Source organism: Haliea alexandrii (assembly GCF_003719295.1).
GTDB lineage: Bacteria > Pseudomonadota > Gammaproteobacteria > Pseudomonadales > Halieaceae > Haliea > Haliea alexandrii.
In genome coordinates this window covers 161,703-187,724 of the sequence record NZ_RFLW01000003.1, presented here as the reverse complement: position 1 = coordinate 187,724, position 26,022 = coordinate 161,703, and the positions used below count along the sequence as shown (strand labels likewise).

The window sequence follows — 26,022 nt, the reverse complement described above, 5'->3', positions numbered from 1 at the left end:
CGGTGCTTGTCGCAGTCGGGCTGGCGCAAGCATCAGGTCCTCTGCAGGGCGAGGTGTTGCAAGAGGAAGGCCGTTTCGTCGCGGGCAACCTCGCTGAACAGGGGTTCCACATACACGCCGAAGTGCCCGCAGTCGTAACTGGCAATCTCCGCATTGGGGGCCAGCGCCGCGGCCTCGCGAATGGTCGCAGGTGAGATGAACGCGTCGCGTGCCGCGATGGTGTAATGTATTGGGCAGCGAATGTTCCCCGCCTGCTTCCCCGGCTTGTAGCTTGCCAGTTGAAACACAAACCGCGCCGCCACACGGTTGCGCCAGCCTGAGTCCGCTGGCGTGATGCTGGCGATGCCGGCGGCGGCGCCGGGCGAGGTCATGGCGGCATCGTCGTCGGGGTCGCCGATGGCCTGAATGTAGTGCGGCGAGAGCCCGAAGGCGCCGCGCAGACTGTCCTTCAGCGCCGCGTAGAGTAGCCCGAGGGTTTTCTGCAGGGGCACTTTCTGCTGTGGCTTTTCGGCCCAGCAGAAGGGTATCTGTGCGACCACGGCAGCGATGCGGTGGTCGCGGGCGGCCACTGCCTGTACGTGGGCGCCGCCGAACGAGGTGCCCCACAGCCCGATTCTCTCCGGATCTATGCCCGGTTGCTGGCGCAGCGTGGCCACCGCCATATCCCAATCCTGTAACTGGTGTTTGACACTGAGCAGCTGCCGCGGCTCGCCGGCGCTGGCACCGAAATGGCGGTAGTCAAACAGCAATACCGCCATACCCGCCGCAGCGAAGGCCTCGGCGTAGGCGTCCAGGCGCTGGTCGCGCACGGCGGTAAAACCGTGCGCCATCACCACCCCGGGCACCGGGCCGGTCGTGTCGGGGCGATAGAACCAGGCAGCGCAGCTGTCGTCCCCGCTGTTGAATGTCAGGTCGCTGCGCGTGAAGGTGCTCATGCCGCGCGCGCCTTTTCCGCAGCGGCGCCCACCAGCGTCGCCGGCGGCTGGCCACTCTGACGCCGTTTCATGCCGGCCTCTATTTCCTTGTCCAGCCGTCCCACGTAATGATCAAAGTGCAGCTGAATAGTGTGCCGTGGGCTGGGGTAGTAGTCCCGCAGATAGAAGGCTTCATCCGCAGCAATCATGGCCTCCATCTCATTTTCGGAGGGCGGGGCGTAGTCACCTTTCAAATAGGGCACAACCCAGCGCGCCTGTTGCTCCGCAAAATTGACCAGGGTGGGTAGCGACTGCGCCAGGCCCATATAGATCAGGTTGGGTACCCCGGGTATCAGCATCCGCTTGAACAGGCGCGGTGGCTGGTTGTCCTCGCTGGCCGTGAACTGAGGCTGGTCAAAGAAGGGAAAGCTGATCTTGTAGCCGGTGCACCAGACGATCACGTCGAATTCATCGCTGCTGCCGTCAGTAAAGTGCACGGTGTTCCCTTCCAGGCGCTCAATGCCCGGGCGCGCATTGATGTCACCCGAGCCGGCACGCTGCAGGAATTCGCCCGAGACCGTGCCATGGGCTTCCCAGGGCTGGTAGGTGGGCTGTGGCAGGCCGTAGTCGCGGGGATTGCCAATCTGCTGCTTCACCACGCGGCTCATCAGCCAGTGCTGGATCTTGCGCGGCACCCAGGCCGGGAGCATGTTCTTGTCACCGGGCTTGCCGTTGATGTACTTGGGAAACACCCATACGCCGCGGCGCATGGAAATGTGCAGGGTGCTGGCCATGTAGCGCATCGACAACTCCGAGGCGATATCCATCGCCGAGTTCCCGGAGCCCACCACCAGTACGCGTTTATCGCGCATATCGATGGGGTCGAAGGGCGTGTTGTAGCTGTGGGCATGGATTTGCTCGCCGGCGAAGTGGCCGGGGTAGGCGGGTTCTGGCCAGCGCGGGTCCCAGTGATGGCCGTTGGCCACCAGCAGCACATCGTAGCGGCGGGTTTCACCGTCGCTGGTGGTTACCGACCAGTGGCCGTCGGCTTCGCGGTGTGCCCGCTCGACGCGCGTGTTGAAGGTGATGGTGTCACGCAGGCCGAAATGATCGGTGTAGTCGTTGAGGTAATCGAAAATCTCGCTGTGGTGCGGGTAGTCCGGCCAGTTTTCCGGCACCGGGTATTCCTGCATGCCCATGCGAAACTTGGAAGTATCGATATGCAGGCTCTGGTAGCAGGCCGACATACCGTTGGGATTGCGGTAGTACCAGTTGCCCCCGATATTGTCGGATGCCTCGAAGCAGTCGTAGGCTATTCCCCCTTCCTTGAGGCGCTTGATGGTGGTGATTCCGCTGGGGCCGGCGCCAATCACACAGCACAATGGGCCGCTGTTATCGGTGGGGCGAAAACCGTTGCTCATGCTACTTTCTCCGTAGGGTTGGCGACCGCGTGGGGCCGGCCGTATTGTCGGGTTGACTGCTGTCGAGCAGATGCTCCAGCGCCGGTTTGAAGTTGCCCAGCACCTGCGGCAGTGGGTTTTCTGCCAGTGCCTGCTGTAGCTGGGGCAAGGTGTCCGCCGGTTGGCTTGCCAGGAACTGATTGAGCAGTGCCTGGTGCCCCCCTGCGCGGGCTGCGGCCCTCAGGTAATTGCCGCTGACCGCGGCGCCCAGCGCCAGCTGGTTCACGCTGTAGTAGAGCTCGAGTGCCCTGCCGGGGGAAAACCCGCGCCGGCCAAGCACGGTTATCAGCTGTTCCAGGTAGCGCGCTTCTATGTCACCGAACACGCCACCCTGCATGATCTGGCTGATCAGCTCTGGCCAGTCGAGGGCGGTCTGGCAGGTGCTGAGGGCATGTTCGCGCAGAATGTCCTGCCAGGATTGGCCGCGGTCGATAATGGGTTGCAGTTGCCCCTTGCGCTCCGTTACCAGGCGCAACAGGTGTTCCCGTCCCTCCACGTAGCCATAGAGTGTTGCCACGCCAACCTTCAGGTGACGGGCAACCGTCGCCATGTCGAGGTTGCCGGGCGGTATGGCGCAGGCCGTGTCGACGATAGTCTCCAGCGTCAAGCTGCGCGGCCTTCCGCGGCGCGGTGTGCTGGCATTTCTGGGTGAGGCGTTCACACAGGGAATATTATCGAATTGGTTTCGGAAAAGAAATTGGCCGGCGCAGGCTGGCGGTTCAGTGTATTGGGCGAACCGGCCCTGTTTGCGCTTGCGTGGCGTTCCTGTGCTAGGGTTGGGTCCGTTGCCGACGAAAAGCGAGGTCAGGTTTTGCTCAACAGGCTGCAACGCGCGCTGGGTCTGCAGACCATCCCGGCGGTGTTCTTCACCTCCGCCGCTGTGGCCGCCCTGTTTGTGGCGTTGGCGATTCCCTTTGATGCAGAGGTGGGTCAGGGTTTTGGCGCCGTTACCGCCTGGGTGGCACGCCATTTGGGCTGGTTCTACATTCTGTCTGTGAGCATGCTGCTGGCGTTCCTCATTTTCCTCGCGGTCAGCCGCTACGGCACTATTCGACTGGGCAGTGATGACGCCTGCCCGGACTATTCCAATCTCACCTGGTTCACCATGCTCTTTGCCGCGGGTATTGGCACCATTCTCATGTTCTGGGGCGTAGCGGAGCCGGTATCGCATTTTTCCCAGCCGCCGTTTTCCGGTGTGGAGCCCGAAAGCGAGCGTGCAGCGCGGGATGCAATGACCGTGGCGATGTACCACTTCGGCCTGCATACCTGGACCATCTTCGCCCTGCCGGGGTTGGCGATTGGCTACTTCGCCTACCGGCATGATCTGCCGATGCGCGTCAGCAGCCTGTTCTACCCGCTGCTGGGAGAGCGCATCTATGGCCCCCTGGGTGCCGCCGTGGACGTTGTCGCGGTGCTGGGTACGCTGTTTGGTGTGGCGACCTCGCTGGGCCTGGGCACACTGCAGTTGAACAGTGGTCTCGCCTATCTGTTTGAGGTGCCCAAGACGGGGTGGGTGCAGGTCGCGATCGTTGCCTGTATTACCGGTGTTGCAGCCACTTCGGTGGCGCTGGGCCTGGACAAGGGCATACGGCGGCTTTCGCAGGCGAATATAGTGCTGTCAATTGCGCTGATCGTCTTTGTTGCCGTTGCCGGGCCGACCGTTTTTATTGCCGAGGGTATGGTGCAAACGCTGGGTGATTACCTGGATGCCTTGCCCTGGCTGGCATTCTGGACCCAGGCGTTTTCGGAGTCGGATTGGCAACGGCAGTGGACACTCTTTTATTGGGCCTGGACCATCTCCTGGGCGCCTTACGTGGGTATCTTCATCGCGCGTATTTCCCGTGGCCGTACCATCCGCGAATTTGTTGCGGGCGTGTTGCTGGCGCCCACGCTGTTCACGCTGGTGTGGTTTGGGGTATTTGGCCTGGCGGCAATCGATGTGGCCATGAGCGGCAAGGTGGAGCTGGCAGCACAGGTGCAGGATGATCCTTCGGTAGCGATCTTTGCTTTTCTCTCCGTGTTTCCGCTTGCAGAGTTTGCCTCGGCCCTGAGTGTGATCATTATCATTATTTTCTTCACCACTTCGTCGGATTCGGCGTCGCTGGTCATTGATCTGCTGACGCGTCGCGACGATCAACCGTCGCTGGTCCGCCAGCGGGTATTCTGGGCCCTGGCACAGGGTGGCATTGCCGTCACGCTGCTGCTTGCGGGAGGGCTGGAAGCTTTGCAGAACGTGATTACCGCACTGGGCCTGCCGTTCTGTGTGTTGTTGATTTTCATGGCGCTTTCACTACTGCGCGCGCTGCATGCGGATTACCGCGGCTACAGCGTGGGTGAACTGGTCTACGGAAGGGCCTATCCGCAGGTCGACGCAGCGCCGTCATCGCAGCAGGAGAAGGACGATGTACCGTAATATTCTATTGGCTATTGATGTGGAGGATGAGGAAGAGGCAGAGCGCGCGCTGCGCGAGGGGTGCCGGTTGCTGAGTGAGGGTGGCAGCCTGCATCTGGCCACGGTGTTCGATCCCGGTGGCGCCAGCTTTTTCCCCCACGTGGCGGCGGATGCCTCCGAAGATATTGAGCAGCGCGCCCGCGACAGCTTGAGTGCCCTGGCAGAAAAGCACCTGGCCTTCAACTCGGGTGCCACGTTGCACGTGTTGGCGGGTAGCCCCGGAGAAAAGCTGGTAGCCCTGGGCGCCAGTATCGAAGCCGATTTGATACTGCTGGTGTCGCGGGGAGCGGGTGCCCACTGGCCGTTGCGGCGGGCTACGGTGGAGTGCGTCGCGGTCAGCGCACCCTGTGCCGTGCTGGTCTTGCCGGCGCCGGTCAAGGAGCCCCAGGAGGGCGGTGAATCCTGAGCGTGCTTGCCTTTGGGGCTGGAGACCCGCTCACAGGGCGTTCATAATGCGCGGCTGGCAGCGTTGCAACGAGTGAATATATGGGAGTCGGCGGCAAACTGGATGCCCGGTTCGAGCAGGCGCTCGCGCTACATCAGGCGGGTGATTTGCCGGAGGCGCAGAAGCGCTACCGGCAGATTTTGCGTAAAAACCCCAGGCACGCGCACGCGGTTCATCTGTTGGGTGTGATTGAGCTCCAGTGCGGCCGAGCCGGAGAGGCGGTGCGGCAGATTGACCGGGCCATAGCCCTGAATGCAGCCAACCCGGCGTTTCATTCCAACCGGGCCAATGCCCTGCAGCAGCTCGGTGAGTGGGAGGCAGCGGTGTCCGGCTACGACGCGGCGCTCAAACTCAAGCCTGACTATGCCGAAGCCGTGTTCAATCGCGCCAGCGCGTTGCAGAAACTGGGTCAATACAGCGCAGCACTTGCCGGGTTCGAGCGTGCCGCCGGCATGGCCCCCCGCGATGCCGATATCGCCATCGGTCAGGCGGCTGTACTTCAGGCTCTCGGTCGCCACGCGGAGGCACTGGCCGCCGTGGAGCGTGCTCTGTTGCTGAATCCGGGGTCAGCCAGCGCCTGGTGTCATCGCGGCAATATATTGCATATTCTGGGCGAGCCTGAGGCCGCCGAGTCGAGTTTCGGGCGGGCGCTGGCGTTTCAGCCCGATTTGGCCGTGGCGCATGCCAATCGAGGTCACTTGCATCAGGAAACGGGCGATTTTTCCGCGGCCATCGACGACTACCAACGCGCGCTGGCCGCAGGCGCTGCGGGGTCCGAATTCGAGTATCTGCGCGGCGCCGTGTTGCAGGCGCGCCTCAGCCTCTGTGACTGGGATGGCATTGAGGAGGACATCCGGGAAGTGCTGCAGGATGTGGCAGACGGTCAGCTGGCGAGTGCGCCGTTTCCACTGCTCACGCTCACCGATGAGCCCGGCCTGCAATGCCGTCTCGCCAGCGCGTGGTGCGCGCAGCGCATACGCGCACGGCCCGCTGCGGAGTTCCTGCCGCCACCTGGCCCGGGCGAACGCATACGTCTCGGCTATTTCTCAGCGGATTTTCTCGCCCATGCCACGGCCTACTTGATTGCCGAGCTGTTTGAGGCGCACGATCGCCAGCGTTTTGAACTGATCGCGTTTTCCTACGGGCCGCCCGCGCAGGACGCCATGCGCAACCGCCTGGAGGCGGCGTTTGATCAGTTCCTGGATGTGCGAGAACTGGGGGACGAAGGGATTGCCCGCCGCGCCCGCGAGCTGGGCGTTGATGTGGCCATCGACCTCAAGGGCTACACCCGCGACCAGCGCGTGGATATTTTTGCCTGGCGGGCGGCGCCGGTGCAAGTGAGTTACCTTGGCTATCCGGGCACGCTGGGTTGCCCTCATATCGACTATCTTGTGGCGGATCCCGTGTTGATACCCCCCGCCCTGCGCGCGCATTACAGCGAACATATTGTCTTCATGCCCGACAGTTACCAGTGCAATGACAGCCAGCGTCCTGTGGCTGAGATAACACCGGCGCGCGAGGATTTGGGCTTGCCAGCGGATGCCCTGGTGTTTGCCGCCTTCAATAATCTCTTCAAGCTGACCCCTCAAGTGTTTCACGCCTGGGTAAGGATTCTCGAGGCCGTTCCCGGGAGTGTGCTCTGGTTGCTCGAAGGCCCCGCCGAGGCCAGGGTCAACCTGCAGCGTGAGGCGCAGCGCGCCGGGCTCGACCCGTCACGGCTGGTGTTTGCACCACGGGTGCCGCTGGCGGAACATCTGGCCCGGCACCGCGCTGCCGATCTGTTTCTCGATACATTTCCCTGCAACGCCCACACCACTGCCAGCGATGCCCTGTGGATGGGGCTCCCGCTGGTGACGTGCAGCGGGCACAGTTTTGCCAGCCGCGTGGCCGCCAGCCTCCTGCAGGCCGTGGGCCTGCCCGAGCTGATCACCACTGGTATGGACGAGTACACGGCCCTGGCCATAGCGCTGGCAGGCGATGCCCCGCGCCGCGATCGGCTGCGCACAACACTGGCTGACGCGCGCCACAATGCCGCCTTGTTCGACGCGGCGACCTGCGCGCGACATCTTGAACAGGCTTACACGCGCATGGTGGACCTGCGGCGCCGCGGCGCCCCGCCAGAGGACATGCACCTTGAGTCGTAAGAAAGCAAAGACAGCCCTGCCACCGGCACTGCAGGCCCGCTACCGCGAGGCAGTGTCGTTGCACCAGGCCGGCCAGGCTGCGCGCGCCAGTGCGCTCTACGCCGAGGTGCTCAAGGTCAGGCCGCGTCATTTCGACAGCCTGCACCTGCGTGGCGTAGCCGCACTGCAGCTGGGCGATACCGAGCGCGGCATCGGCTGGCTGGAAGCGGCTATTAACGTCGACGGACGTGTGGCGCCGGCGCACTTCAATCTGGGCAATGCGCGCCTCGGTGCGGGCCAGCTGGAGGCCGCCATCGACTGCTTTGACCGGGCCCTGGCGCTGAAGCCGGATTACGCGCAGGCCTGGATCAACCGCGGCAACGCATTACTCGACCTGCGCCGATTGCCGCAGGCGCTGGAGAGCTACGACCGCGCGCTGGCCTGCAAAGCGGATTATGTCGATGCCTGGTACAACCGCGGCAACGCACTGCTCGATCTCGGTCGCCCGGCAGATGCGCTGGCGAGCTATGACCGTGCGCTGGCTCTGGATGCGGGCCACAGCCAGGCCTGGTGCAATCGTGGCAAGGCGCTCGCTGACCGGCAGGCGTTGAGCGCCGCGGCGGAAAGTTATGCCCGTGCGCTGGCCCTGCGGCCCGGCTATCCTTTCCTGTTTGGCACCTGGTTGCACACCTGTATGAAAGTGTGCGACTGGTCCGCGTATGCCGAGAGCGCCGCGCGTCTGCAGCAGGGCATTGTGGCGGGTGACGCAGTGTCACCCCCCTTTCCCGTCCTGGCCGTGCTCGACTCACCCGCGCTGCAACAGCAGGCGGCGGCGTGTTACGCGCAGGCGCGCTACCCACACTCTGCCGCATTGGGTGAGTTTCCGGCGCCTGCTCCTGATGGGCGCATACGCGTGGGCTACTATTCCGCGGATTTTCGTGAACACGCCACCACGCACCTGTTGCTGGAGACGCTGGAGTCTCACGATGCGGCGCGTTTCGAGTGCTATGGCTTCGGGTTTGGCCCCGTCGCCACGGACGCCATGAGCGAGCGAATTACCGGGGCGTTCCACCGTTTCATTGATGTCAACGACATGACCGACCTGCAGGTGGCGGCGCTTTCGCGAGAGTGGGGCATTGATATCGCCGTGGACCTCAAGGGCTATACCCGCGACTCCCGTCCCGGGCTCTTCGCAGCGGGATGCGCGCCCGTGCAGGTCAACTACCTCGGTTACCCCGGTACCATGGCGTCGGGTTACCACGACTACATCCTCGCTGATACAACGGTTATTCCCCCGGCTCACCGTGCCTGGTATACCGAACAGGTTGTCTACCTCCCAGGCTGCTACCAGGCCAACGACTCCCGCCGTGCGCTGGTGGCTGATACGGTTGACCGCATGGCGCAGGGGCTGCCGCAGCACGCGTTTGTATTCTGCTGTTTTAACAACAACTACAAGATACTGCCGACCACGTTCGCCTGCTGGATGCGCATCTTGCGGGCGGTGGAGGGCAGCGTGTTGTGGTTGCTCGAGGACAACAGCGCGGCCTCTGCACAGCTGCGCGAGGCCGCGCGGGGGCATGGCGTGAACCCGGAGCGGCTGGTGTTCGCGCCGCGAACAGATCCCGCTGCACATCTGGCGCGCCACGGCGCTGCGGACCTGTTTCTCGATACCTGGCCCTGCAACGCACACACCACGGCCAGCGATGCGCTCTGGGCCGGACTGCCCCTGCTGACCTTGCAGGGTGAGTCATTCGCCGGGCGCGTTGCAGCCAGCTTGCTGCGCGCGCTGCAACTGCCGGAATTGATCGCCGCGTCCGTAGAGAGTTACGAACAGTGCGCTATTGCCATGGCCGGCAATCCCGCCGGCCTCGCCCGGTTGCGCGAGCGACTGGCCGATCAGAAGCGCCACAGCGCGCTGTTTGACGGGCGCGCCATGGCACGCAATCTGGAGGCAGCCTATGGCGCGATGTATGAACGCCACCGCGCCGGGCTTGCGCCAACGCCTCTGGCGGTAGACACCCAGGGGCACTGTGAGCCCGTAGCCGGGGGCGCTGATGTCGATGCATGAACACCTGCAATGGATGGAGCAGGCACTGGTACTGGCGGATCGCGCCGCGGAACAGGGCGAGGTGCCTGTGGGTGCGCTGGTTGTGCGCGATGGGCAAGTCCTCGGGCGTGGCTGGAACCGGGTGATTGGCGATGCTGATCCCACCGCCCACGCGGAAATTATTGCCCTGCGCGATGCGGCAAGCACCGAGGGCAATTACCGTCTGCCGGGCGCGACGCTTTACGTCACGCTGGAACCCTGCAGCATGTGTGCCGGTGCTCTGGTGCATGCGCGCATTGCGTTGCTGGTGTTTGCCGCCCGCGAGCCACGAGCTGGTGTTATCTGTAGCCAGTGTGCGCTGCTGGAGTCACCCTGGTACAACCATCGGGTGCGCTGGGAGGAGGGTGTGCTCGCCGAGGAGTCCAGCCGTCGTCTACAGGCGTTTTTCCGCGCCCGGCGCTCATAGCGCCAGAAAACGCTCCCCGCGCAACGCCGCCGGCAGGAAGTGCATCGGGTCCAGCGGCTGACCAGGCTGGTTGGCCGACATGTCTTTCCACTGCAGGATGCTGTAGTAGTGACGGATATTCTGCACGAAGCTCGCCGCTTCGCCGCCCCGGGCATAGCCGTAGCGCGTGGTGCGATAATGTTCGCGCTTCTGCAGCAGGGGCAGGGTCTCGAGCACATCACTCCACAGGTGGGGATCGCCGCCGCGTTGATCGGTGAGCACTCTCGCGTCCTCCAGGTGCGCGAGGCCGATATTGTAGGCGGCCAGGGCGAGCCAGGTGCGGTCGGGTTCGCTGATGTCTGCTGGCAGGCGTCGGCGGATATTTTTCAGGTAGCGCGCTCCGCCCCGCAGGCTCTGTAGCGGGTCCAGCCGGTCCTTCACGCCCATTTCCCGTGCGGTCGGGCGGGTGAGCATCATCATGCCGCGCACACCTGTCGGTGATGTGGCCTCCGGGTCCCAGTGGGACTCCTGGTAGGCGATCGCCGCCAGCAGGTGCCAGTCGAGCTTGTACTCTTCGGCCACTTGTCGAATCAGGTCGGCATAGGCGGGCAGCTTGCTGCGGATATTGCGTGCGAACACGTGTGACCCCACACGAGACAGCACGGTGTTGTGCCCGAAATGCTGCTCGCGCAGTTGCGCCAGGCGTCCATCCTCTTGTAGCTCGGCCAGAAAGGCATCGGCGCGGTCAATCAGGGCGTCGTAGTCATCACCCGGTGGGAAGTACCACACCATGTCCTGTTCGCTGCCAAGGTTGAAGGCGACATCCAGGCGCGAGTACAGGCTTTGCTGCATGCGAAACTCGTTGGAGTCGATGACCGCAATGTCTGCCGAGCCGCTGTCGACCCGTTCCAGCAGTTCCATGGTGTCGGCACCGCGCACGGCTTCCCAGCTCAGTTCGGGCCAGGCCGCCGACTGCAGGTCACGCAGGGTCTGTTCGTGGCTGCTGCCGGCGAGCACCACCAGGTGTAGCCCCTCGATATCGTCCAGACCGGAGGGCTTGCGCTTGCCTGTGCGGTAGACCACACGGGGCACCAGGTTGGCATAGGGCGTGGAGTGGTTGAACTCGGCGCTGCGCGCTCCGGTGAGGCTGAGGCCCGCGGCGGCGATATGCGCTTCGCGGCGCTGCAGGCGACGGAATATGCCGTTCAGGCTGTACGCAGTCTCCATCTGCAGGTTGACCCCGAGTGCTTCGGCGAACAACTGTGCCAGATCATGTTCGAATCCGGCCGCACCTCCCTTGTCAAGATAGAACGTGGTGGGGCTGTTGCGGCTGACCACGACCAGCTCGCCATCGGTAAGCACTTGTTGCAGCGCATCGCTGCGCGAACAGCCGGCGAGCAGGGCGAGGGCGACTAGGCCGATGAGCAACAGGAGTCGGTGCGGGGTCATGACGGGATTCTAGCGCCATGTGGACCGGGCGAATAGCGCCGGGAAGCTCTACAAAGCATAGACAGTGGTCGGATCGGGGGTCACGACAGGGCTTTATCACTCATTCAGGGTATTTGAAGCCTGCGGCTTCAGGGTAATCTAGGAGAAATTCGAAGAAGTCGGAGAAACGCCATGACCCTGCCCGCTACCCCACTGACCCACCGCCCGCCACTGCGTGCCCAGGATATCTACGACCGTGTCCTGGCGCTGGGAGATATGCTGCGCAAGAACGCGCCGCAGGCGCGCGAGCAACGGATGGTGCCGCAAGAGAATATCGACGCCCTGCGCGACGCGGGCTTCTTCCTCGCCCTGCAGCCGCGCAAATGGGGCGGCCACGAAGTGGACCCGCAGGACTTTTTTCGCATGCACCTGGCGATTGCCGAGAATTGCATGTCGACGGCCTGGGCGTCCGGCATTGTTGCAGTGCACGCGTTCCAGATCGCCCTGATGGATGAGCGTGCCCAGACCGATGTCTGGGGCGAGGACGTACATGTGCGCGCGTCGTCATCCTACGCTCCCATGGGCAAGGTCACCGCCGTGGAAGGGGGCTTCCGCTTCAGCGGTCGCTGGGGCTGGAGCAGTGGCAGCGACCACTGCACCTGGGCGCTGCTGGGTGGCATCGATCCGGAAGGGGGTTTCCGTACCTTCCTGGTGCCGCGTACCGATTATCGCATCGAAGACACCTGGCACGTGATGGGCCTGCAGGGCACAGGGTCCAAGGATATTGTGGTAGAGGATGTGTTCGTGCCCGAGTACCGCACACACAAGGCGGTAGATGGTTTCCTGGGCACCAACCCCGGTGTTACCGCCGACAGTGCGCCATTGTATCGCCTGCCCTGGGCCCAGCTGTTTGTGCGTGTGGTCTCCACACCGGCGATCGGCGCAGCCCGCGACGCGCTCGACCTGTACCGCCAGATGGTGGTGGGCAAGGCCAGCGGTGATGTGACCAAACTCGCCGCCGACACCGGCACGCAGGAACGGATTGCCGCCGCAATTACCAGCATCGACGAAATGGAGGCGATCCTGTTCCGCAACTTCGATCGCATGATGGCCCAGGTGACAGCCGGGGAGGAAGTGCCGGTGTTGGAACGCATCAAGTACCGGTATCAGGCATCGCTGGTTATCGAGCGTTGCATGGCCGTGATCGACAGCCTGTTTTCCTCGGCTGGCGGCAGCTCGGTGTTCCTCGGCAGTGAAATCCAGCAACGCTTCCTCGACATCCACACCGCACGGGCCCATGTGGCCAACAACCCCACGTCGTTCGGCCGCAATCTCGGTGCCGTACTGCTGGGCGCCGACAGCGCGGACTTCTTCGTCTAACGGGCGTCGTCACGGGCGCAGGGAGTGAATTTGCCCGCCGATTGGCGGTGACTCCCTGCAGGCTAATCCCGTACAATGGCGGGCTTTCAGAAAGCCTCTCCCGGAGCCCGCCCCAGCATGCTGATATTGCGTGGAACCTCGGCCCTGTCCCCTTTCCGCCGGGACAAGCTGACGCAGAAACTTGCCGCCATCGACCCTGCCATTCGCCTGCATGGCGGTGACTTTGTTCACTTCGCGCAGCTTGGCGATGAGCTTTCCCCTGAACGTGAAGCACTGCTGAAACAGCTGCTCGGTGAGGTGCCGGAAGCGTCCTCAGCGCCGCAACAGGGAGAGTTGCTGCTGGTGGTGCCACGTCCGGGGACCATTTCACCCTGGTCGAGCAAGGCCACGGACATTGCCCACAATTGCGGCTTAGCCGAGCTGCGCCGGCTGGAGCGCGGTGTTGCCTGGTACCTGACCCTGCCGGCGGGGTTGCCGGCGGCCAGCTACACGGCGGTGCAGGCAGTGCTGCACGACCGCATGACAGAAAGCGTGCTGCCCAGCCTGGAGGCGGCCAGCGCCCTGTTCCGCGAACAGTCGCCGGCCGCGTTGTCTACGGTGGATATCCTGCAGGGTGGCCGCGCAGCGCTGGAGACGGCCGATGCCAACCTCGGGCTCGCCCTCGCGGATGACGAAATCGACTACCTGGTACAGGCGTTTACCGGCCTCGGCCGCAACCCCAGTGATGTCGAGCTGATGATGTTTGCGCAGGCCAATTCCGAGCACTGCCGCCACAAGATCTTCAATGCCAGCTGGACGATTGACGGGGTAGAACAGGATCACTCGCTGTTCGGCATGATTCGCAATACCTATGCCTGCGGCGGTGAGGGTGTACTTTCCGCCTATTCAGACAACGCCGCGGTCGTGGCCGGCCATCACGCGGGGCGCTTCTACCCGGACCCGCAAACGGCGGAATACGGTTTTTCCCAGGAACCCGTGCACCTTCTGATGAAGGTGGAAACGCACAATCACCCCACAGCGATTGCCCCCTTCCCGGGCGCCGGCACCGGTGCCGGTGGCGAAATTCGCGACGAGGGCGCGGTGGGGCGCGGATCCAAGCCAAAGGTGGGGCTGACCGGCTTTTCCGTGTCCAACCTGCAAATCCCCGGGTATATCCAGCCCTGGGAGTCGGATTACGGCAAACCCACGCGTATCGTGTCAGCGCTGGACATCATGCTGGAGGGCCCCATCGGTGGCGCCGCCTTCAACAATGAATTCGGCCGCCCCAATCTCTGCGGCTACTTTCGCAGCTTCGAACTGGATGTGCCCGGGGTGTCCGGCATCGAGCGGCGCGGTTACCACAAGCCCATCATGATCGCGGGTGGCTACGGCAATATCCGGGAAGAGCATGTTCAGAAGGGTGACTTCGCCCCCGGAGCGCAACTGATTGTGCTCGGCGGCCCGGCCATGCTGATTGGCCTGGGTGGCGGCGCCGCTTCCTCCATGGCCAGCGGTGCCAGTGCAGAGGACCTCGACTTTGCTTCGGTACAGCGTCAGAACCCGGAAATGGAGCGCCGCTGTCAGGAAGTGATCGACCGTTGCTGGCAGCTGGGCGCGGAAAACCCGATCGCCTTTATCCACGATGTGGGAGCAGGTGGCTTGTCCAACGCGCTGCCCGAACTGGTTAAGGATGGTGGCCGCGGTGGCCGCTTTGCGCTACGCAATGTGCCCAACGATGAGCCCGGCATGGCGCCACTCGAGATCTGGAGTAACGAGTCACAGGAACGCTATGTGCTGGCGGTTGAGCCGGCACAGCTGCAGCGCTTTGAGGATATCTGCCGGCGCGAGCGCTGTCCCTATGCGGTGGTTGGTGAAGCCACGGCGGAGCAACACCTGACGCTGGAAGACAGCCATTTCGGCAATGCGCCGGTGGATCTGCCCATGTCAGTGCTCTTCGGCAAACCGCCGAAGATGCAGCGCGAGGTTACCCGGCACCCGGTTTCGCTGCCGCCCCTGACCCTGGATATGCCCGTGCGCGAAGCGGTGGAGCGCGTACTGCAACTGCCGGCAGTGGCGAGTAAACAGTTTCTCATTACCATTGGCGACCGCACCGTAACCGGTATGGTGGCGCGCGATCAGATGGTGGGCCCCTGGCAGGTGCCCGTGGCGGACTGCGCTGTGACAACGGTGTCCTATGACAGTGTGTTGGGCGAAGCCATGGCCATGGGCGAACGCAGCCCGCTGGCACTGGTGGACGGGCCGGCGTCAGGGCGCATGGCGATCGCGGAAGCCATCACCAACCTGTGTGCGGCGCCCGTGGCGGCACTGGCGGATATCCGTCTCTCCGCCAACTGGATGTGTGCCGCCGGTTACGGTCGTGAAGACGAAGTGCTGTTTGATACGGTGCGCGCCGTGGGTATGGAGCTATGCCCCGCACTGGGTATCACTATCCCGGTGGGCAAGGACTCGATGTCCATGCGCACCACCTGGCAGGCGGACGGCGAGCAGCGCGCGGTCACGGCGCCGGTATCACTGGTGGTGTCCGCTTTTGCGCCGGTCTCCGACGTGCGTCTTGCCCTGACCCCGGAATTATCCACCGACCCCGATGCCGAACTGTGGCTGCTGGACCTGGGCCGCGGCGCTGGCCGTCTCGGGGCTTCTGCGCTGGCACAGGTCTACGGCCAGGTGGGTGAGGATGTCCCGGACCTCGACCGGCCCGCGGACCTGGCAGCGTTTTTTGCGCTGGTGCAGGGGTTGCTGCAAGCCGGCAAACTGCTCGCCTATCACGATCGCTCTGACGGTGGTCTCCTCACCACGGTGCTGGAAATGGCCTTTGCGGGCCGCTGCGGCCTGGAGCTGGACCTGGCGTTCCTCGTCGGTACGCCGCTGCAGCAGTTGTTTGCCGAAGAGGCAGGCGCGGTGCTGCAGGTTGCGGCGCAGCACGTGCCGGCGCTGCGCGAGCAGGCGGCGGCGCTGGGCCTCGCGGATTGCCTGTTCCCGCTGGGGCGCGCGGTGCCGGGCGAGCGCGTGGTCATACGCTCTGCGGGGGATGTGGTGCTGGATGAGCCGCGCAGCCGCCTGCAGGCACTGTGGGCGCGCACCAGCTTCGAGATTGCCCGCTTGCGCGACAATCCCGCGTGCGCGGAAGAAGAATACCAGCGCGTGTTGGAGGAAGACCCGGGCCTGTCTGCCCGTGCCACCTTCGATCCCGCCGACGACATCGCGGCGCCCTACATCCATCGCGGGCTGCGGCCGCGCGTGGCGATTCTGCGCGAGCAGGGCGTCAACGGCCACGTCGAGATGGCGGCTGCCTTTCACCGGGCGGGTTTTACGCCGGTTGATGTTCACATGAGCGATCTTCTGGCGGGCAGGCGTGAGCTCGCTGCATTCAAGGGTCTGGCAGCCTGTGGCGGCTTCTCTTATGGCGATGTCCTGGGCGCCGGCGCTGGCTGGGCCAAGAGCATTCTCTTCAACAGCGCGTTGCGCGACCAGTTCGCCGCGTTCTTCGCGCGGGAAGACAGTTTTACCCTGGGTGTGTGCAACGGCTGCCAGATGGTTTCGGCGCTTGCGGAACTGATTCCCGGCGCAGGCCATTGGCCGCGTTTTGTGCGCAATCGCTCCGAGCAGTTCGAGGCGCGCCTGGCGCTGGTGCGGGTGGAAGAGAGCCCCTCGGTGTTGCTCGCTGGCATGGCGGGCTCGCACCTGCCCATCGCTGTGGCCCATGGCGAGGGGCGTGCCGAATTCGCCCGGGCCGAGGACGCGGCGCAGTGTGATGCCGGTGGTGGTATTGCCCTGCGCTACCTGGAGAACGACCTGTCCGTGGCGCAGCGCTACCCCGCCAACCCCAATGGTTCGCCGTTGGGTATTGCCGGCCTGGCCAGCCTCGACGGGCGCGCAACCATCATGATGCCGCACCCGGAGCGGGTGTACCGGAGTGTGCAGCACTCGTGGGCACCCGCAGGCTGGGGGGAAGACGCGCCCTGGCTGCGGTTGTTCCGCAACGCCCGCCACTGGGTCGGCTGACGCGGCCCCTTGTGACCCCCCTTTGATTCCTTATAATGACCGTCTTTCCATTCCCGGCACGGGTGCGCTTCGAGCGCAGCGGCCGAGGCCCGGTCTCCTTTTAGAGCCTGATTATGTTGAATAAGTATCCATTGTGGAAATATCTCCTGGTGCTGGCGGTGCTGGCGATCGGCTTGCTCTATGCCGCACCCAACCTGTACGCGCCGGACCCGGCCCTGCAGATCACGGGGGAGAGCAGCGCCCAGGTTATCGATGAGCGCACTCTCAGCCGCGTCACCGGCGCGCTGGAAGAGGCCGGCATTGAGCATTTCGGCGAAGTGATTGATCCGGGTGGCCGCAACGCGCTGGTGCGCCTCGGCGATGCCGAGCAGCAACTTATCGCGCAGGCGAGGGTGCAGCGCGCCCTGGGCGATGGCTTCATTGTGGCACTGAACCTGGCGCCGACCACGCCTGAATGGCTCAGCGACCTGGGCGGTCAGCCCATGAAGCTGGGTCTGGATTTGAGCGGCGGCGTGCACTTCAAGCTGGAGGTGGATGTGGATGCCGCGATGGAGCGCCGGCAGGAATTCTACGAAACCGCCATTCGCCGCGCACTGCGTGACGAGCGGATCCGGGGCATCGTCGGGCGTGAGGGAGACCTGTCGGTCACAGCGCGCCTGCGCAGTGAAGAAGACCGCGAGAGCGCTCGTACACTTATCGCTGATAATCACCCTGAACTGCTGCTGGAGCGTGGTGGGGAAGGCGAGAACTGGACCATTACCGCCTCCATGACAGAGCAGATGCGCACGGAAATCGCCAATTACGCGGTGTCGCAGAACCTGACCACGCTGCGCAACCGGGTCAACGAACTGGGGGTGTCGGAGCCGCTGGTACAGCGCCAGGGCCAAAGCCGAATCGTGGTGGAACTGCCCGGTATCCAGGACACCGCGGAAGCGAAGCGGATCCTGGGCACGGTGGCGAACCTTGAATTCCGCCTGGTGGCGAATCTGGATGCGCCGGAGTCGGAAAAGCAGCGCTTCGAGTACCGCAGCGAAGACCGCGCCGGCTCCTTTGAGTGGCTGGAGCGCGACATCATCATTACCGGTGAGCGCGTGGCAAACGCCCAGGCCAGTTTCGACGAGAACGGCCGCCCCAACGTACAGATCAGCCTCGATGGCGAAGGTGGCACGCTGATGTCCCGTGCCACGCGCAACAACGTCAAGCGGCGCATGGGTGTGCTGTTTATCGAACGCAAGTTCCGCACCCGCTACGAGCTGCAGGAGGATGGCAGCGAGAAAGCCGTACAAATCCCCTACGACGAACGCAAGTTGCTCACCGCACCGGTGATTCAGTCTGCGCTCGGCGCCCAGTTCCAGATTACCGGGCTGGATAGCCCGCTGGAGGCCTCCGAGCTGGCGCTGATGCTGCGCGCAGGTGCGCTGGCGGCACCGATCTCCTTTGTCGAAGAACGTACGGTGGGTCCCTCTCTGGGTGCCGAGAACATCCGTCTCGGTGTGAAGTCGGTGCAGTTCGGCCTGGCACTGGTGGTGTTGTTCATGATTCTTTATTACCGCGTGTTCGGTGTTATTGCCGTGGTCGCGTTATCCGCCAACCTGGTATTGCTGGTGGCATTCATGTCGCTGATCGGTGCCACACTCACCTTGCCCGGCATTGCGGGTATCGTGCTCACGGTGGGGATGGCGGTGGACGCCAACGTGCTTATTTTCTCGCGAATACGTGAGGAACTGCGCGATGGCCGCTCGCCGCAGATGGCCATTCACTCGGGCTATGATGCTGCGCTGTCGACCATTCTCGACGCCAACATCACCACACTGATCGTAGCGGTTATTCTCTATGCCGTGGGCACCGGTCCGGTCAAGGGCTTTGCGGTCACGCTGTCGGTGGGCATTGTCACCTCGATGTTCACGGCCATCGTCGGTACGCGGGCGCTGGTGAACCTGTACTACGGTGGACGCAAGGTGAGAACCCTGTCCATCGGGGGAGTTTGAGTATGAAAGTGATCAACTTCATGGGCCAGCGCAAGCTCGCCATGGCCGTCTCCGCGGTGCTGCTGCTGACCGCCATTTTCAGTCTCTCCACGCGGCAGCTGAGCTGGGGCCTGGACTTTACCGGCGGCACCCTGGTTGAGGTGCACTACAGTGAATCTGCCGATCTGAAAGCGATCCGCTCCACCCTTGATGGCGGCGGCTATGCCGGTTCCATTGTGGTCAGTTTCGGTACCGACCGCGATGTGCTGATTCGTTTGCCCCAGGGGCATGCCGACACCGACGGCACCGCACTGGTGCGGCTGCTGGAGGATACTTTTGAGGGGACCGTCGAATTGCGGCGCATTGAGTTTGTCGGCCCGCAGGTTGGCGACGAGCTGCGTGAGCAGGGTGGCCTCGCCATGCTCATGGCACTGGGTATGGTCATGCTGTATATCGGCTTTCGCTTCCAGTTCAAATTTGCTGTGGGCGCGGTGGCGGCACTGGCGCACGACGTCATCATCACGCTCGGCTTCTTTTCCATCATCGGTTTGGAGTTTGACCTCACGGTGCTGGCGGCGCTGCTGGCGGTGATCGGCTATTCGCTGAATGACACCATCGTGGTGTCGGACCGGATTCGCGAGAACTTCCGCAAGCTGCGCAAGTCGGACCCGCTGGAGGTCATCAATATTTCACTGTCGGAAACCCTGGGGCGCACGCTGGTCACCTCATTGACCACCTTGCTGGTGCTGGTTTGCCTGGCGCTGCTCGGTGGCGAGATGATCAAGGGTTTCGCCATCGCCCTGTTGGTGGGCGTGGTAATCGGTACCTATTCTTCGGTATACGTTGCCGCGAGTGTGCTGGTGCTGATGGGGGTGAGCAAGGAAGACCTGATGCTGCCTGTGAAGGAAGGGGCGGAACAGGACGACCTGATGCCCTAGCGGTGCCCGCGTGCCGGGGCGTATGAAACGCCCCGGTCAGGCCAGCGACGACCTATGCGCGGTGCGCCCACGAGGGAAACGACAGCGTTTTTTTATTTGCCCAGCAGGGGCCTGGTTGTTTGCAGCACGGCCTTGAAGCACTTCGGATTGCCGCAGACGATGTTGCCGGAGTCCAGGTAGTTATCAGAGCCGTTGATGTCGGCGACCAGGCCACCGGCTTCCCGCACCAGCAACGCGCCCGCCGCCATATCCCATTGCGCCAGGCCAATTTCCCAGAACGCATCCAGGCGGCCGGCGGCCACATAGGCCAGGTCGAGTGATGCAGCGCCCGCCCGACGGATACCCGCACACTGGCCGGCGAGCACTTCCAGACTTTTGCTGTAGGCGCCCAGGTGCTGGTCGCAATGGTCCTTGAACGGGATGCCGGTACCCAGCAATGCGCCGTCCAGTGAGGCGCGGCTGCTGACACGGATGCGGCGGCCATTGAGCTGTGCGCCGCGACCGCGGGAGGCGGTGAACTCCTCGCGGCGTACCGGGTCCACAATGACCGCGTGTTCCAGCTTGCCACGGTACAAGCAGGCGATCGATACCGCGTAGTGTGGTATGCCGCGCAGGAAGTTGGTGGTGCCGTCCAGCGGGTCGATCACCCAGCGGTATTCTGCGTTTTCGTCGCCGCTGAGGCCGCTCTCTTCACCCAGAATGGCGTGCTCGGGATAGGCCTTGCGCAGGTGATAGATGATTTCGCGCTCGGCGTTGCGGTCCACGTCCGACACGAAGTCATTGACGTTTTTTTCCTGCACATCGATCCGCTCAAGTTCGTCGGAGGCACGGACGATCTGTTCGCCGGCTTTGCGCGCGGCGCGCAGCGCGATTGTGACCATCGGTTGCATAGCGGTTTCCTGGGAGTGCGTGTTTTGGGGCGCGCGATTATAACAGCACATCAGGGCCTGATCCTACCGGCAATCTGCTACACTTGCGCACTTTTACAGGCAGCGCGTGTGCGCATGATTGGGCCATGAATCTCGACAATATTCGTATCGTGCTGGTGAACACTTCGCATCCGGGCAACATTGGCGGTGTGGCCCGGGCGATGAAAAACATGGGGCTTTCGCGGCTGGTGCTGGTGGAGCCGCGCCAGTACCCGGATGAGCAGGCCACCTGGCGGGCAGCCGGTGCACTGGACGTGCTGGAAGCGGCGGTGGTGTGCCCAACACTGGATGAAGCGATTGCCGACTGCCAGTTCGTGGTGGGCACCAGCGCCCGTGAACGCCGCATACCCTGGCCTCTGCTGGACCCCCGGCGTTGTGCCGAGCAGGTTGCCGCTCGCGCGGGCGACGAGCAGGTCGCGTTGCTGTTCGGGCGTGAGGACCGTGGGCTGACCAACGACGAGCTGCAGCGCTGCAACCTGCACCTGCACATTCCGTCTGATCCGGCCTACAGCTCGCTGAACCTGGCGATGGCGGTGCAGATTGTCTGCTATGAACTGCGCATGCTGCACCTGGCAGGCAGCCTGCCCGCGGTCGCTGAGGACCAGTGGGACGCCCCGTTCAGTACCGCGCAAAACATGGAGCGCTTCTACGAGCACCTGGAAGAAACGCTGGTGGGTATCGGTTTCCTCGATCCGGCCGCCCCCCGGCAATTGATGGTGCGTCTGCGGCGGCTGTACGGGCGCGTGCGGCTGGACGAAATGGAGCTGAACATCCTCCGCGGCATCCTCACCGAGACCCAGAAATACCTGCCCGATGCCGGCAGCGATCCCGGGCGCAGTGGCACGGACGGCGCCGCGGACAAAAGTTGATCAATTTGGTGGGTTATTGCATACTCGGGGCTTTACGCTATCGGGTATGGTCATGCGGCTGACAACCAAGGGACGCTATGCAGTGACGGCAATGCTGGATCTGGCTCTCCACGGACAGCAGGGGCCGGTAAGCCTCGCGGAAATTTCCGGCCGCCAGGCGATCTCACTGTCGTATCTTGAACAGCTGTTCGCGCGCCTGCGTCGGCGCGACCTGGTGAGCAGTGTGCGCGGCCCGGGCGGCGGCTATCGGCTGGGCCGTGACAGTGAAGCGATTTATGTCGCGCAGATTATCGATGCGGTCGATGAGGCCGTTGACGCCACTGGCTGTGGCGGCAAGGCCGACTGCCAGCAGGGCGAGGTCTGCCTCACGCATCACCTCTGGCAGGACCTGAGCGACCAGATTCACGGCTTCCTCAGCCAGATCAGTCTGGCGACCCTGGTGGAGCGCCGCGAAGTGCGCCACATTTCCTCCCGGCAGGATGCCCGCGCGCGCGTGAACCCGGAGAGCCTGGTCGCCCTGAGGGAACTGTAATCCCGGCGTTGGCCCCTGGATAACCATGCAAGCACCCGTTTATTTCGATTATCTCGCCTCGACCCCGGTAGACCCGCGGGTTGCCGAGGCTATGGGCGGCTGCCTGACCCTGGAGGGCAACTTCGGTAACCCCGCTTCGCGCTCCCATGTTTACGGTTGGCGTGCCGAACAGGCGGTGGAGCAGGCACGGCGCGACCTCGCGGACCTGATTCACGCCGACCCGCGCGAGCTGGTATGGACGTCGGGTGCCACCGAGTCGGACAACCTGGCCATCAAGGGGGCTGCCGCACTGGCCACTGACCGCCGTCACCTGGTGACCTCTCGCATTGAGCACAAGGCGGTGATTGACACCTGTGCCTGGCTGGAGCAACAGGGCTGGGAGGTGACCTGGCTGACGCCGGGGCCGGATGGCCTGACCAGCCCGGAGAGCGTGGCCGCTGCCCTGCGCCCCGATACGCTCATGGTAAGCATCATGCACGCCAACAATGAGCTCGGCACCGTCAACGACATCGCCGCTATCGGCGCGTGCGTACGCCAGAATGGCGCGTTGTTTCATGTCGATGCGGCGCAGAGTGTGGGCAAGATTCCCCTCGATATGGAGCAGCTGCCGGTTGATCTGCTGTCCATATCAGCGCATAAATTCTACGGCCCCAAGGGCATCGGTGCGCTCTATGTCCGGCGCCAGCCAAGGGTGCAACTGCAGGCCCAGATCCACGGCGGCGGGCACGAGCGGGGCATGCGCTCAGGTACCCTGGCGACACATCAGATCGTTGGCATGGGCGAAGCCGCTCGCCTGGCCACCGCCGAGCTGGCGGCGGAGAGCGAGCGCCTGCTTGCGCTGCGCGAGCGCCTGTGGCGCGGTGTAGCCGCCATTGGCGGCGTGCAGCTGAACGGTCACCCCGAGCGGCGCCTGCCGGGTGCCCTCAGCGTGAGTGTGGAGGGCGTGGACGGGGAAACCCTGTTGATGGCCCTGCGCGAGCTGGCGTTGTCCAGCGGCTCCGCCTGCAATTCCGAGAGCGTGGAGCCCTCCTACGTACTGCGTGCTATCGGTGTGCCGGATTCCCTGGCGCACAGCACCCTGCGCCTGTGCTGTGGCCGGTTTACCACCAGAGAGGATGTCGACCACGCCATCGCTCACCTGCAGGACGTTATCAGTCGCCTGCGTCAGCGCGTTTAGCGCGTGAAACCGGGCCGTAAAGCCCGTATAATTGCGCGGTTTTCACCCTGGGGCCCGCTGCCCCGATTCATTTTCTGGAATTTTTGGAGAAAGTCAGATGGCTGTTGAGCGTACCTTGTCTATCGTGAAGCCCGATGCTGTGGCAAAAAACGTAATTGGGCAGATTTATTCACGGTTCGAGTCCGCGGGCCTGCGCGTGGTTGCGGCAAAAATGCTGCGCCTGAGCGATGCCGTTGCCGGTGGTTTCTACGCCGAGCACAGCGAGCGTCCTTTCTTCCCCGCGCTGATCGAGTTCATGACCTCCGGTCCGGTTATGGTGCAGGTGCTGGAAGGTGAGAACGCCATTGCCCGCAACCGGGAGTTGATGGGCGCCACCAACCCGAAAGATGCGGACGCGGGCACCATTCGTGCCGACTTTGCCGAGTCCATTGATGCCAACGCCGTGCATGGCTCTGACTCCCCGGCATCAGCCGAACGGGAAATTGCCTATTTCTTCGCCGCCAGCGACCTCTGCGGTCGCGGCTGATAACAGGCTGCAGGCCGGCTCATCATGAACGCCACCGTTATCGCCTCGTCTGACGCCCCCGGCAAGGTCAACCTGCTGGGCATGACACAGTTGCAGCTGGAGCAATTTTTCCTCGATCTCGGGGAGAAGAAGTTCCGCGCGCAGCAGGTGATGAAATGGATGCATCATGCGGGTGTTATCGACATCGAGGCGATGTCCAATCTGGGCAAGGCGCTGCGCGAAAAGTTGCAGCGGGTGGCCGAGGTGCGCCCGCCGGAGATTGTCAGCCAGCTGGATTCGGCCGACGGCACCCGTAAATGGGCGATTCGGGTGGGCGGTGGTGGCCTGGTAGAAGCCGTGCTGATTCCCGAAGGGGGCCGCGCCACGCTCTGTGTTTCATCCCAGGTGGGTTGCAGCCTCGACTGCAGTTTCTGCTCGACCGGCAAACAGGGCTTCGAGCGCGACCTCACCGCGGCAGAAATCATCGGCCAGGTGTGGCTGGCCATAAAGTCCTACGATGCATTTCAGGCCGGCAACCGCCGCGTGGTCACCAACGTGGTGATGATGGGGATGGGCGAGCCCCTGCTGAACTTCGACAACGTGGTCGCGTCCATGGACCTGATGATGTCGGACCTTGGTTACGGTATCTCCAAGCGTCGCGTCACCCTGAGCACCTCTGGTGTGGTGCCGGCGCTGGACCGTCTGGCCAAGGTCAGCGAGGCGTCCCTGGCGATTTCTTTGCATGCCCCCAATGATGCGCTGCGCAACCAGCTGGTGCCCATCAATCGCAAGTACCCGATAGCAGAGCTGCTGCGCAGCGCGCGCGCTTATATCGACGCACAGGCCGACAGCAAACGCGTGGTGACTGTCGAGTACACCCTGATTGCCGGGGTCAACGACCAGCTGGAGCATGCACGCGAATTGGCCCTGTTGCTGGCGGACTTCCCCTGCAAGGTCAATCTGATTCCCTTCAACAGCTTCCCCCAGTCGGATTATCAGCGCCCCAGCGGTAACGCGGTGTCGCGCTTCTGGCAGGTGCTGGTGGATGCGGGGTACATTGTCACGATACGCACCACCCGTGGCGATGATATTGCAGCGGCCTGCGGCCAGTTGGTCGGCCAGGTTGTGGATCGCACCCGGCGCAGCGAGCGCTACCGGGCGGCCGGACAGGCCGCGGAGGTTGAAGCACGATGACAACGTTACCCCGGCGGACCACCCGTCCGCTGCGCTTCACCTGGCTGCTGGCTGCATTGCTGCTCACCGGCTGCGTCACCACCACAGACAGCGTGTACACCAATCCGCCTTCCCCGGAAGACGCGCTGGAACGCCGGGTATCGCTTGCGCGTCAGTATATCGGCGAGCGGGACTGGGAGAATGCCAAGCGCAACCTGTCCCAGGCGGTGAAAATCGATGACCGCAATGCGGAGGTCCACGAGGCCTTTGCGCTGGTCTATCAGAGCACCGGGGAGAAGGAGCTGGCGGAGGAGAGCTTTGAAAAGGCCATTCGTCTGCAGCGCGACTTTTCCCGTGCGCGCAACAATTATGCCGCCTTCCTGTTTTCCGAACAGCGCTATGCGGATGCCGAGAAGCAGCTGGATTACGTGGTGAAAGACACACTGTACAGCGCCCGGCCGCTGGCGTTTGTAAACCTCGGCCTGTGCCAGCTGCAGCTGGGCAAGCGTCTGGAGGCGGAGGAGTCCTTCGGTCGCGCACTGTCAATGGACCGCGTGAACACGATTGCCTTGCTGGAGCTCGCCATTCTGAAGTACGAGGACGGCGACTATCGCATTGCGGAACGTTACTACGGTACCTATCGTACGGCGGTTCGGCCGCAGAGTCCGCGAGGCCTGTGGCTGGGCGTACGCCTCGCCCGTGCGACCGGTGACAAGGACGGCGAAAGCAGCTACGCCCTCGCCCTGAGCAGCCTGTACCCGCAGTCGCCCGAATTCCAGGAATACCAGCGGACGCTGAACAGTGGGCAGTAAGGAAACGCTCGAGCCAGCCCCCGTAGTACTGGCGCCCGGCGCACTGTTGCAGGCGGCACGTCAGGCGCGCGGCTGGACGCCCGCCGAGGTCGCAGATCGCCTGCACTGGCTACCGGAGGTTGTAGGCCTGCTGGAGCGGGATGCCTACGATCGCCTGCGCCGTCCTGCCTTTGCCCGCGGCTATATCGGCGCTTACGCGCGCCTGTTGGGCCTGAACGAAACGGACGTACTCGCCGGCTTTGATCTGCACAGCCCCGATACAGTGGCGCGCTCCGCAGGCCAGTGTCCGCGTCGGCTGCGCCCCCTGCAGCGCACCGGGGTGGGCATTGTTATTGGCCTGGCGGTGCTGGCGCTGCTGATTCTGGGTTTGTGGTGGACGCAGGTCGGCCACGCCGCCACCCATCACCTGTCTGGAGGATAAGCC

Annotated in this window: 21 protein-coding genes; 16 read left to right on the top strand and 5 right to left on the bottom strand. The window is 63.7% G+C overall.

Going from position 1 to position 26,022, the window contains the following annotated elements; all coding sequences use genetic code 11:
- Positions 1 to 32: 32 nt before the first annotated feature.
- From EGJ68_RS13265 to EGJ68_RS13255, 3 genes are read right to left on the bottom strand one after another with little or no spacing between them, the layout of a single operon-like run.
- Complete coding sequence (locus tag EGJ68_RS13265; protein ID WP_123035050.1) at positions 33 to 935, bottom strand: alpha/beta hydrolase; 903 nt, start codon at positions 933 to 935, stop codon at positions 33 to 35.
- Positions 932 to 2,335, bottom strand: coding sequence for a flavin-containing monooxygenase (locus tag EGJ68_RS13260; protein WP_123035049.1), 1,404 nt, complete (start codon positions 2,333 to 2,335; stop codon positions 932 to 934). The genes EGJ68_RS13265 and EGJ68_RS13260 overlap by 4 nt, the downstream gene beginning before the upstream one ends.
- Before the next feature lies 1 nt (position 2,336).
- Positions 2,337 to 2,981, bottom strand: coding sequence for a TetR/AcrR family transcriptional regulator C-terminal domain-containing protein (locus EGJ68_RS13255; RefSeq protein ID WP_123035048.1), 645 nt, complete (start codon positions 2,979 to 2,981; stop codon positions 2,337 to 2,339).
- A 204-nt stretch (positions 2,982 to 3,185) separates the two neighbouring features.
- Here EGJ68_RS13255 and EGJ68_RS13250 point away from each other — a divergent pair, with 204 nt between their 5' ends.
- The 5 genes from EGJ68_RS13250 (at position 3,186) to tadA (ending at position 9,907) form a co-directional block, all read left to right on the top strand.
- Complete coding sequence (locus tag EGJ68_RS13250; RefSeq protein ID WP_123035332.1) at positions 3,186 to 4,787, top strand: BCCT family transporter; 1,602 nt, start codon at positions 3,186 to 3,188, stop codon at positions 4,785 to 4,787.
- Positions 4,777 to 5,232 (top strand): universal stress protein, encoded by a 456-nt coding sequence (locus EGJ68_RS13245; protein WP_123035047.1) that lies wholly within the window; start codon positions 4,777 to 4,779, stop codon positions 5,230 to 5,232. The genes EGJ68_RS13250 and EGJ68_RS13245 overlap by 11 nt, the downstream gene beginning before the upstream one ends.
- 80 nt (positions 5,233 to 5,312) lie before the next feature.
- Positions 5,313 to 7,415 carry an O-linked N-acetylglucosamine transferase family protein gene (locus EGJ68_RS13240; RefSeq protein WP_123035046.1) on the top strand — a complete coding sequence of 701 codons (2,103 nt, stop codon included), beginning with the start codon at positions 5,313 to 5,315 and terminating at the stop codon, positions 7,413 to 7,415.
- Positions 7,405 to 9,462: an O-linked N-acetylglucosamine transferase, SPINDLY family protein gene (locus tag EGJ68_RS13235; protein WP_158283657.1), complete on the top strand. Its 2,058-nt coding sequence runs from the start codon at positions 7,405 to 7,407 to the stop codon at positions 9,460 to 9,462. Before EGJ68_RS13240 ends, EGJ68_RS13235 begins: the two co-directional genes overlap by 11 nt.
- Positions 9,449 to 9,907: a tRNA adenosine(34) deaminase TadA gene (tadA, locus tag EGJ68_RS13230; protein ID WP_199228045.1), complete on the top strand. Its 459-nt coding sequence runs from the start codon at positions 9,449 to 9,451 to the stop codon at positions 9,905 to 9,907. The genes EGJ68_RS13235 and tadA overlap by 14 nt, the downstream gene beginning before the upstream one ends.
- Here the strand turns inward: tadA and mltF are convergent.
- Complete coding sequence (gene mltF / locus EGJ68_RS13225) at positions 9,902 to 11,335, bottom strand: membrane-bound lytic murein transglycosylase MltF (protein WP_123035043.1); 1,434 nt, start codon at positions 11,333 to 11,335, stop codon at positions 9,902 to 9,904. The genes tadA and mltF overlap by 6 nt on opposite strands.
- Positions 11,336 to 11,506: 171 nt before the next feature.
- Between mltF and EGJ68_RS13220 the strand changes: the two genes are divergently transcribed.
- The 4 genes from EGJ68_RS13220 to secF all read left to right on the top strand — a co-directional run bounded on the left by EGJ68_RS13220 (position 11,507) and on the right by secF (position 19,601).
- Positions 11,507 to 12,694 carry an acyl-CoA dehydrogenase family protein gene (locus tag EGJ68_RS13220; RefSeq protein ID WP_123035042.1) on the top strand — a complete coding sequence of 396 codons (1,188 nt, stop codon included), beginning with the start codon at positions 11,507 to 11,509 and terminating at the stop codon, positions 12,692 to 12,694.
- 117 nt (positions 12,695 to 12,811) lie between these two features.
- Positions 12,812 to 16,696, top strand: a complete 3,885-nt coding sequence (purL, locus tag EGJ68_RS13215; protein WP_123035041.1) for a phosphoribosylformylglycinamidine synthase — start codon at positions 12,812 to 12,814, stop codon at positions 16,694 to 16,696.
- A 113-nt stretch (positions 16,697 to 16,809) separates the two neighbouring features.
- A complete protein-coding gene (gene secD / locus EGJ68_RS13210; protein ID WP_123035040.1) occupies positions 16,810 to 18,684 on the top strand; it encodes a protein translocase subunit SecD in 1,875 nt (624 codons plus the stop codon).
- Positions 18,685 to 18,686: 2 nt separating this feature from the next.
- Entirely contained in the window at positions 18,687 to 19,601 is a 915-nt protein-coding gene (secF, locus tag EGJ68_RS13205) for a protein translocase subunit SecF (protein WP_027948736.1), read from the top strand.
- A gap of 92 nt (positions 19,602 to 19,693) precedes the next feature.
- On the opposite strand, the gene EGJ68_RS13200 is transcribed toward secF, so the two are convergent.
- Positions 19,694 to 20,491, bottom strand: coding sequence for an inositol monophosphatase family protein (locus EGJ68_RS13200; RefSeq protein WP_123035039.1), 798 nt, complete (start codon positions 20,489 to 20,491; stop codon positions 19,694 to 19,696).
- A gap of 125 nt (positions 20,492 to 20,616) precedes the next feature.
- Here EGJ68_RS13200 and trmJ point away from each other — a divergent pair, with 125 nt between their 5' ends.
- The 7 genes from trmJ to EGJ68_RS13165 all read left to right on the top strand — a co-directional run bounded on the left by trmJ (position 20,617) and on the right by EGJ68_RS13165 (position 26,019).
- A complete protein-coding gene (gene trmJ, locus EGJ68_RS13195; protein WP_123035038.1) occupies positions 20,617 to 21,399 on the top strand; it encodes a tRNA (cytosine(32)/uridine(32)-2'-O)-methyltransferase TrmJ in 783 nt (260 codons plus the stop codon).
- 52 nt (positions 21,400 to 21,451) lie between these two features.
- The gene (gene iscR / locus EGJ68_RS13190; protein WP_123035331.1) at positions 21,452 to 21,931 is read left to right on the top strand and encodes a Fe-S cluster assembly transcriptional regulator IscR; all 480 of its coding nucleotides are present in this window, start codon (positions 21,452 to 21,454) and stop codon (positions 21,929 to 21,931) included.
- A 25-nt stretch (positions 21,932 to 21,956) separates the two neighbouring features.
- Positions 21,957 to 23,108 carry an IscS subfamily cysteine desulfurase gene (locus EGJ68_RS13185; protein WP_123035037.1) on the top strand — a complete coding sequence of 384 codons (1,152 nt, stop codon included), beginning with the start codon at positions 21,957 to 21,959 and terminating at the stop codon, positions 23,106 to 23,108.
- A 97-nt stretch (positions 23,109 to 23,205) separates the two neighbouring features.
- A complete protein-coding gene (gene ndk, locus EGJ68_RS13180) occupies positions 23,206 to 23,634 on the top strand; it encodes a nucleoside-diphosphate kinase (protein ID WP_123035036.1) in 429 nt (142 codons plus the stop codon).
- Between the two features lie 24 nt (positions 23,635 to 23,658).
- Positions 23,659 to 24,807, top strand: coding sequence for a 23S rRNA (adenine(2503)-C(2))-methyltransferase RlmN (gene rlmN, locus EGJ68_RS13175; RefSeq protein WP_123035035.1), 1,149 nt, complete (start codon positions 23,659 to 23,661; stop codon positions 24,805 to 24,807).
- Positions 24,804 to 25,598, top strand: coding sequence for a type IV pilus biogenesis/stability protein PilW (pilW, locus tag EGJ68_RS13170; RefSeq protein WP_123035034.1), 795 nt, complete (start codon positions 24,804 to 24,806; stop codon positions 25,596 to 25,598). Before rlmN ends, pilW begins: the two co-directional genes overlap by 4 nt.
- On the top strand, positions 25,588 to 26,019 hold the full coding sequence (locus tag EGJ68_RS13165; protein WP_123035033.1) for a helix-turn-helix domain-containing protein: 432 nt from the start codon (positions 25,588 to 25,590) through the stop codon (positions 26,017 to 26,019). Before pilW ends, EGJ68_RS13165 begins: the two co-directional genes overlap by 11 nt.
- Positions 26,020 to 26,022: the final 3 nt, after the last annotated feature.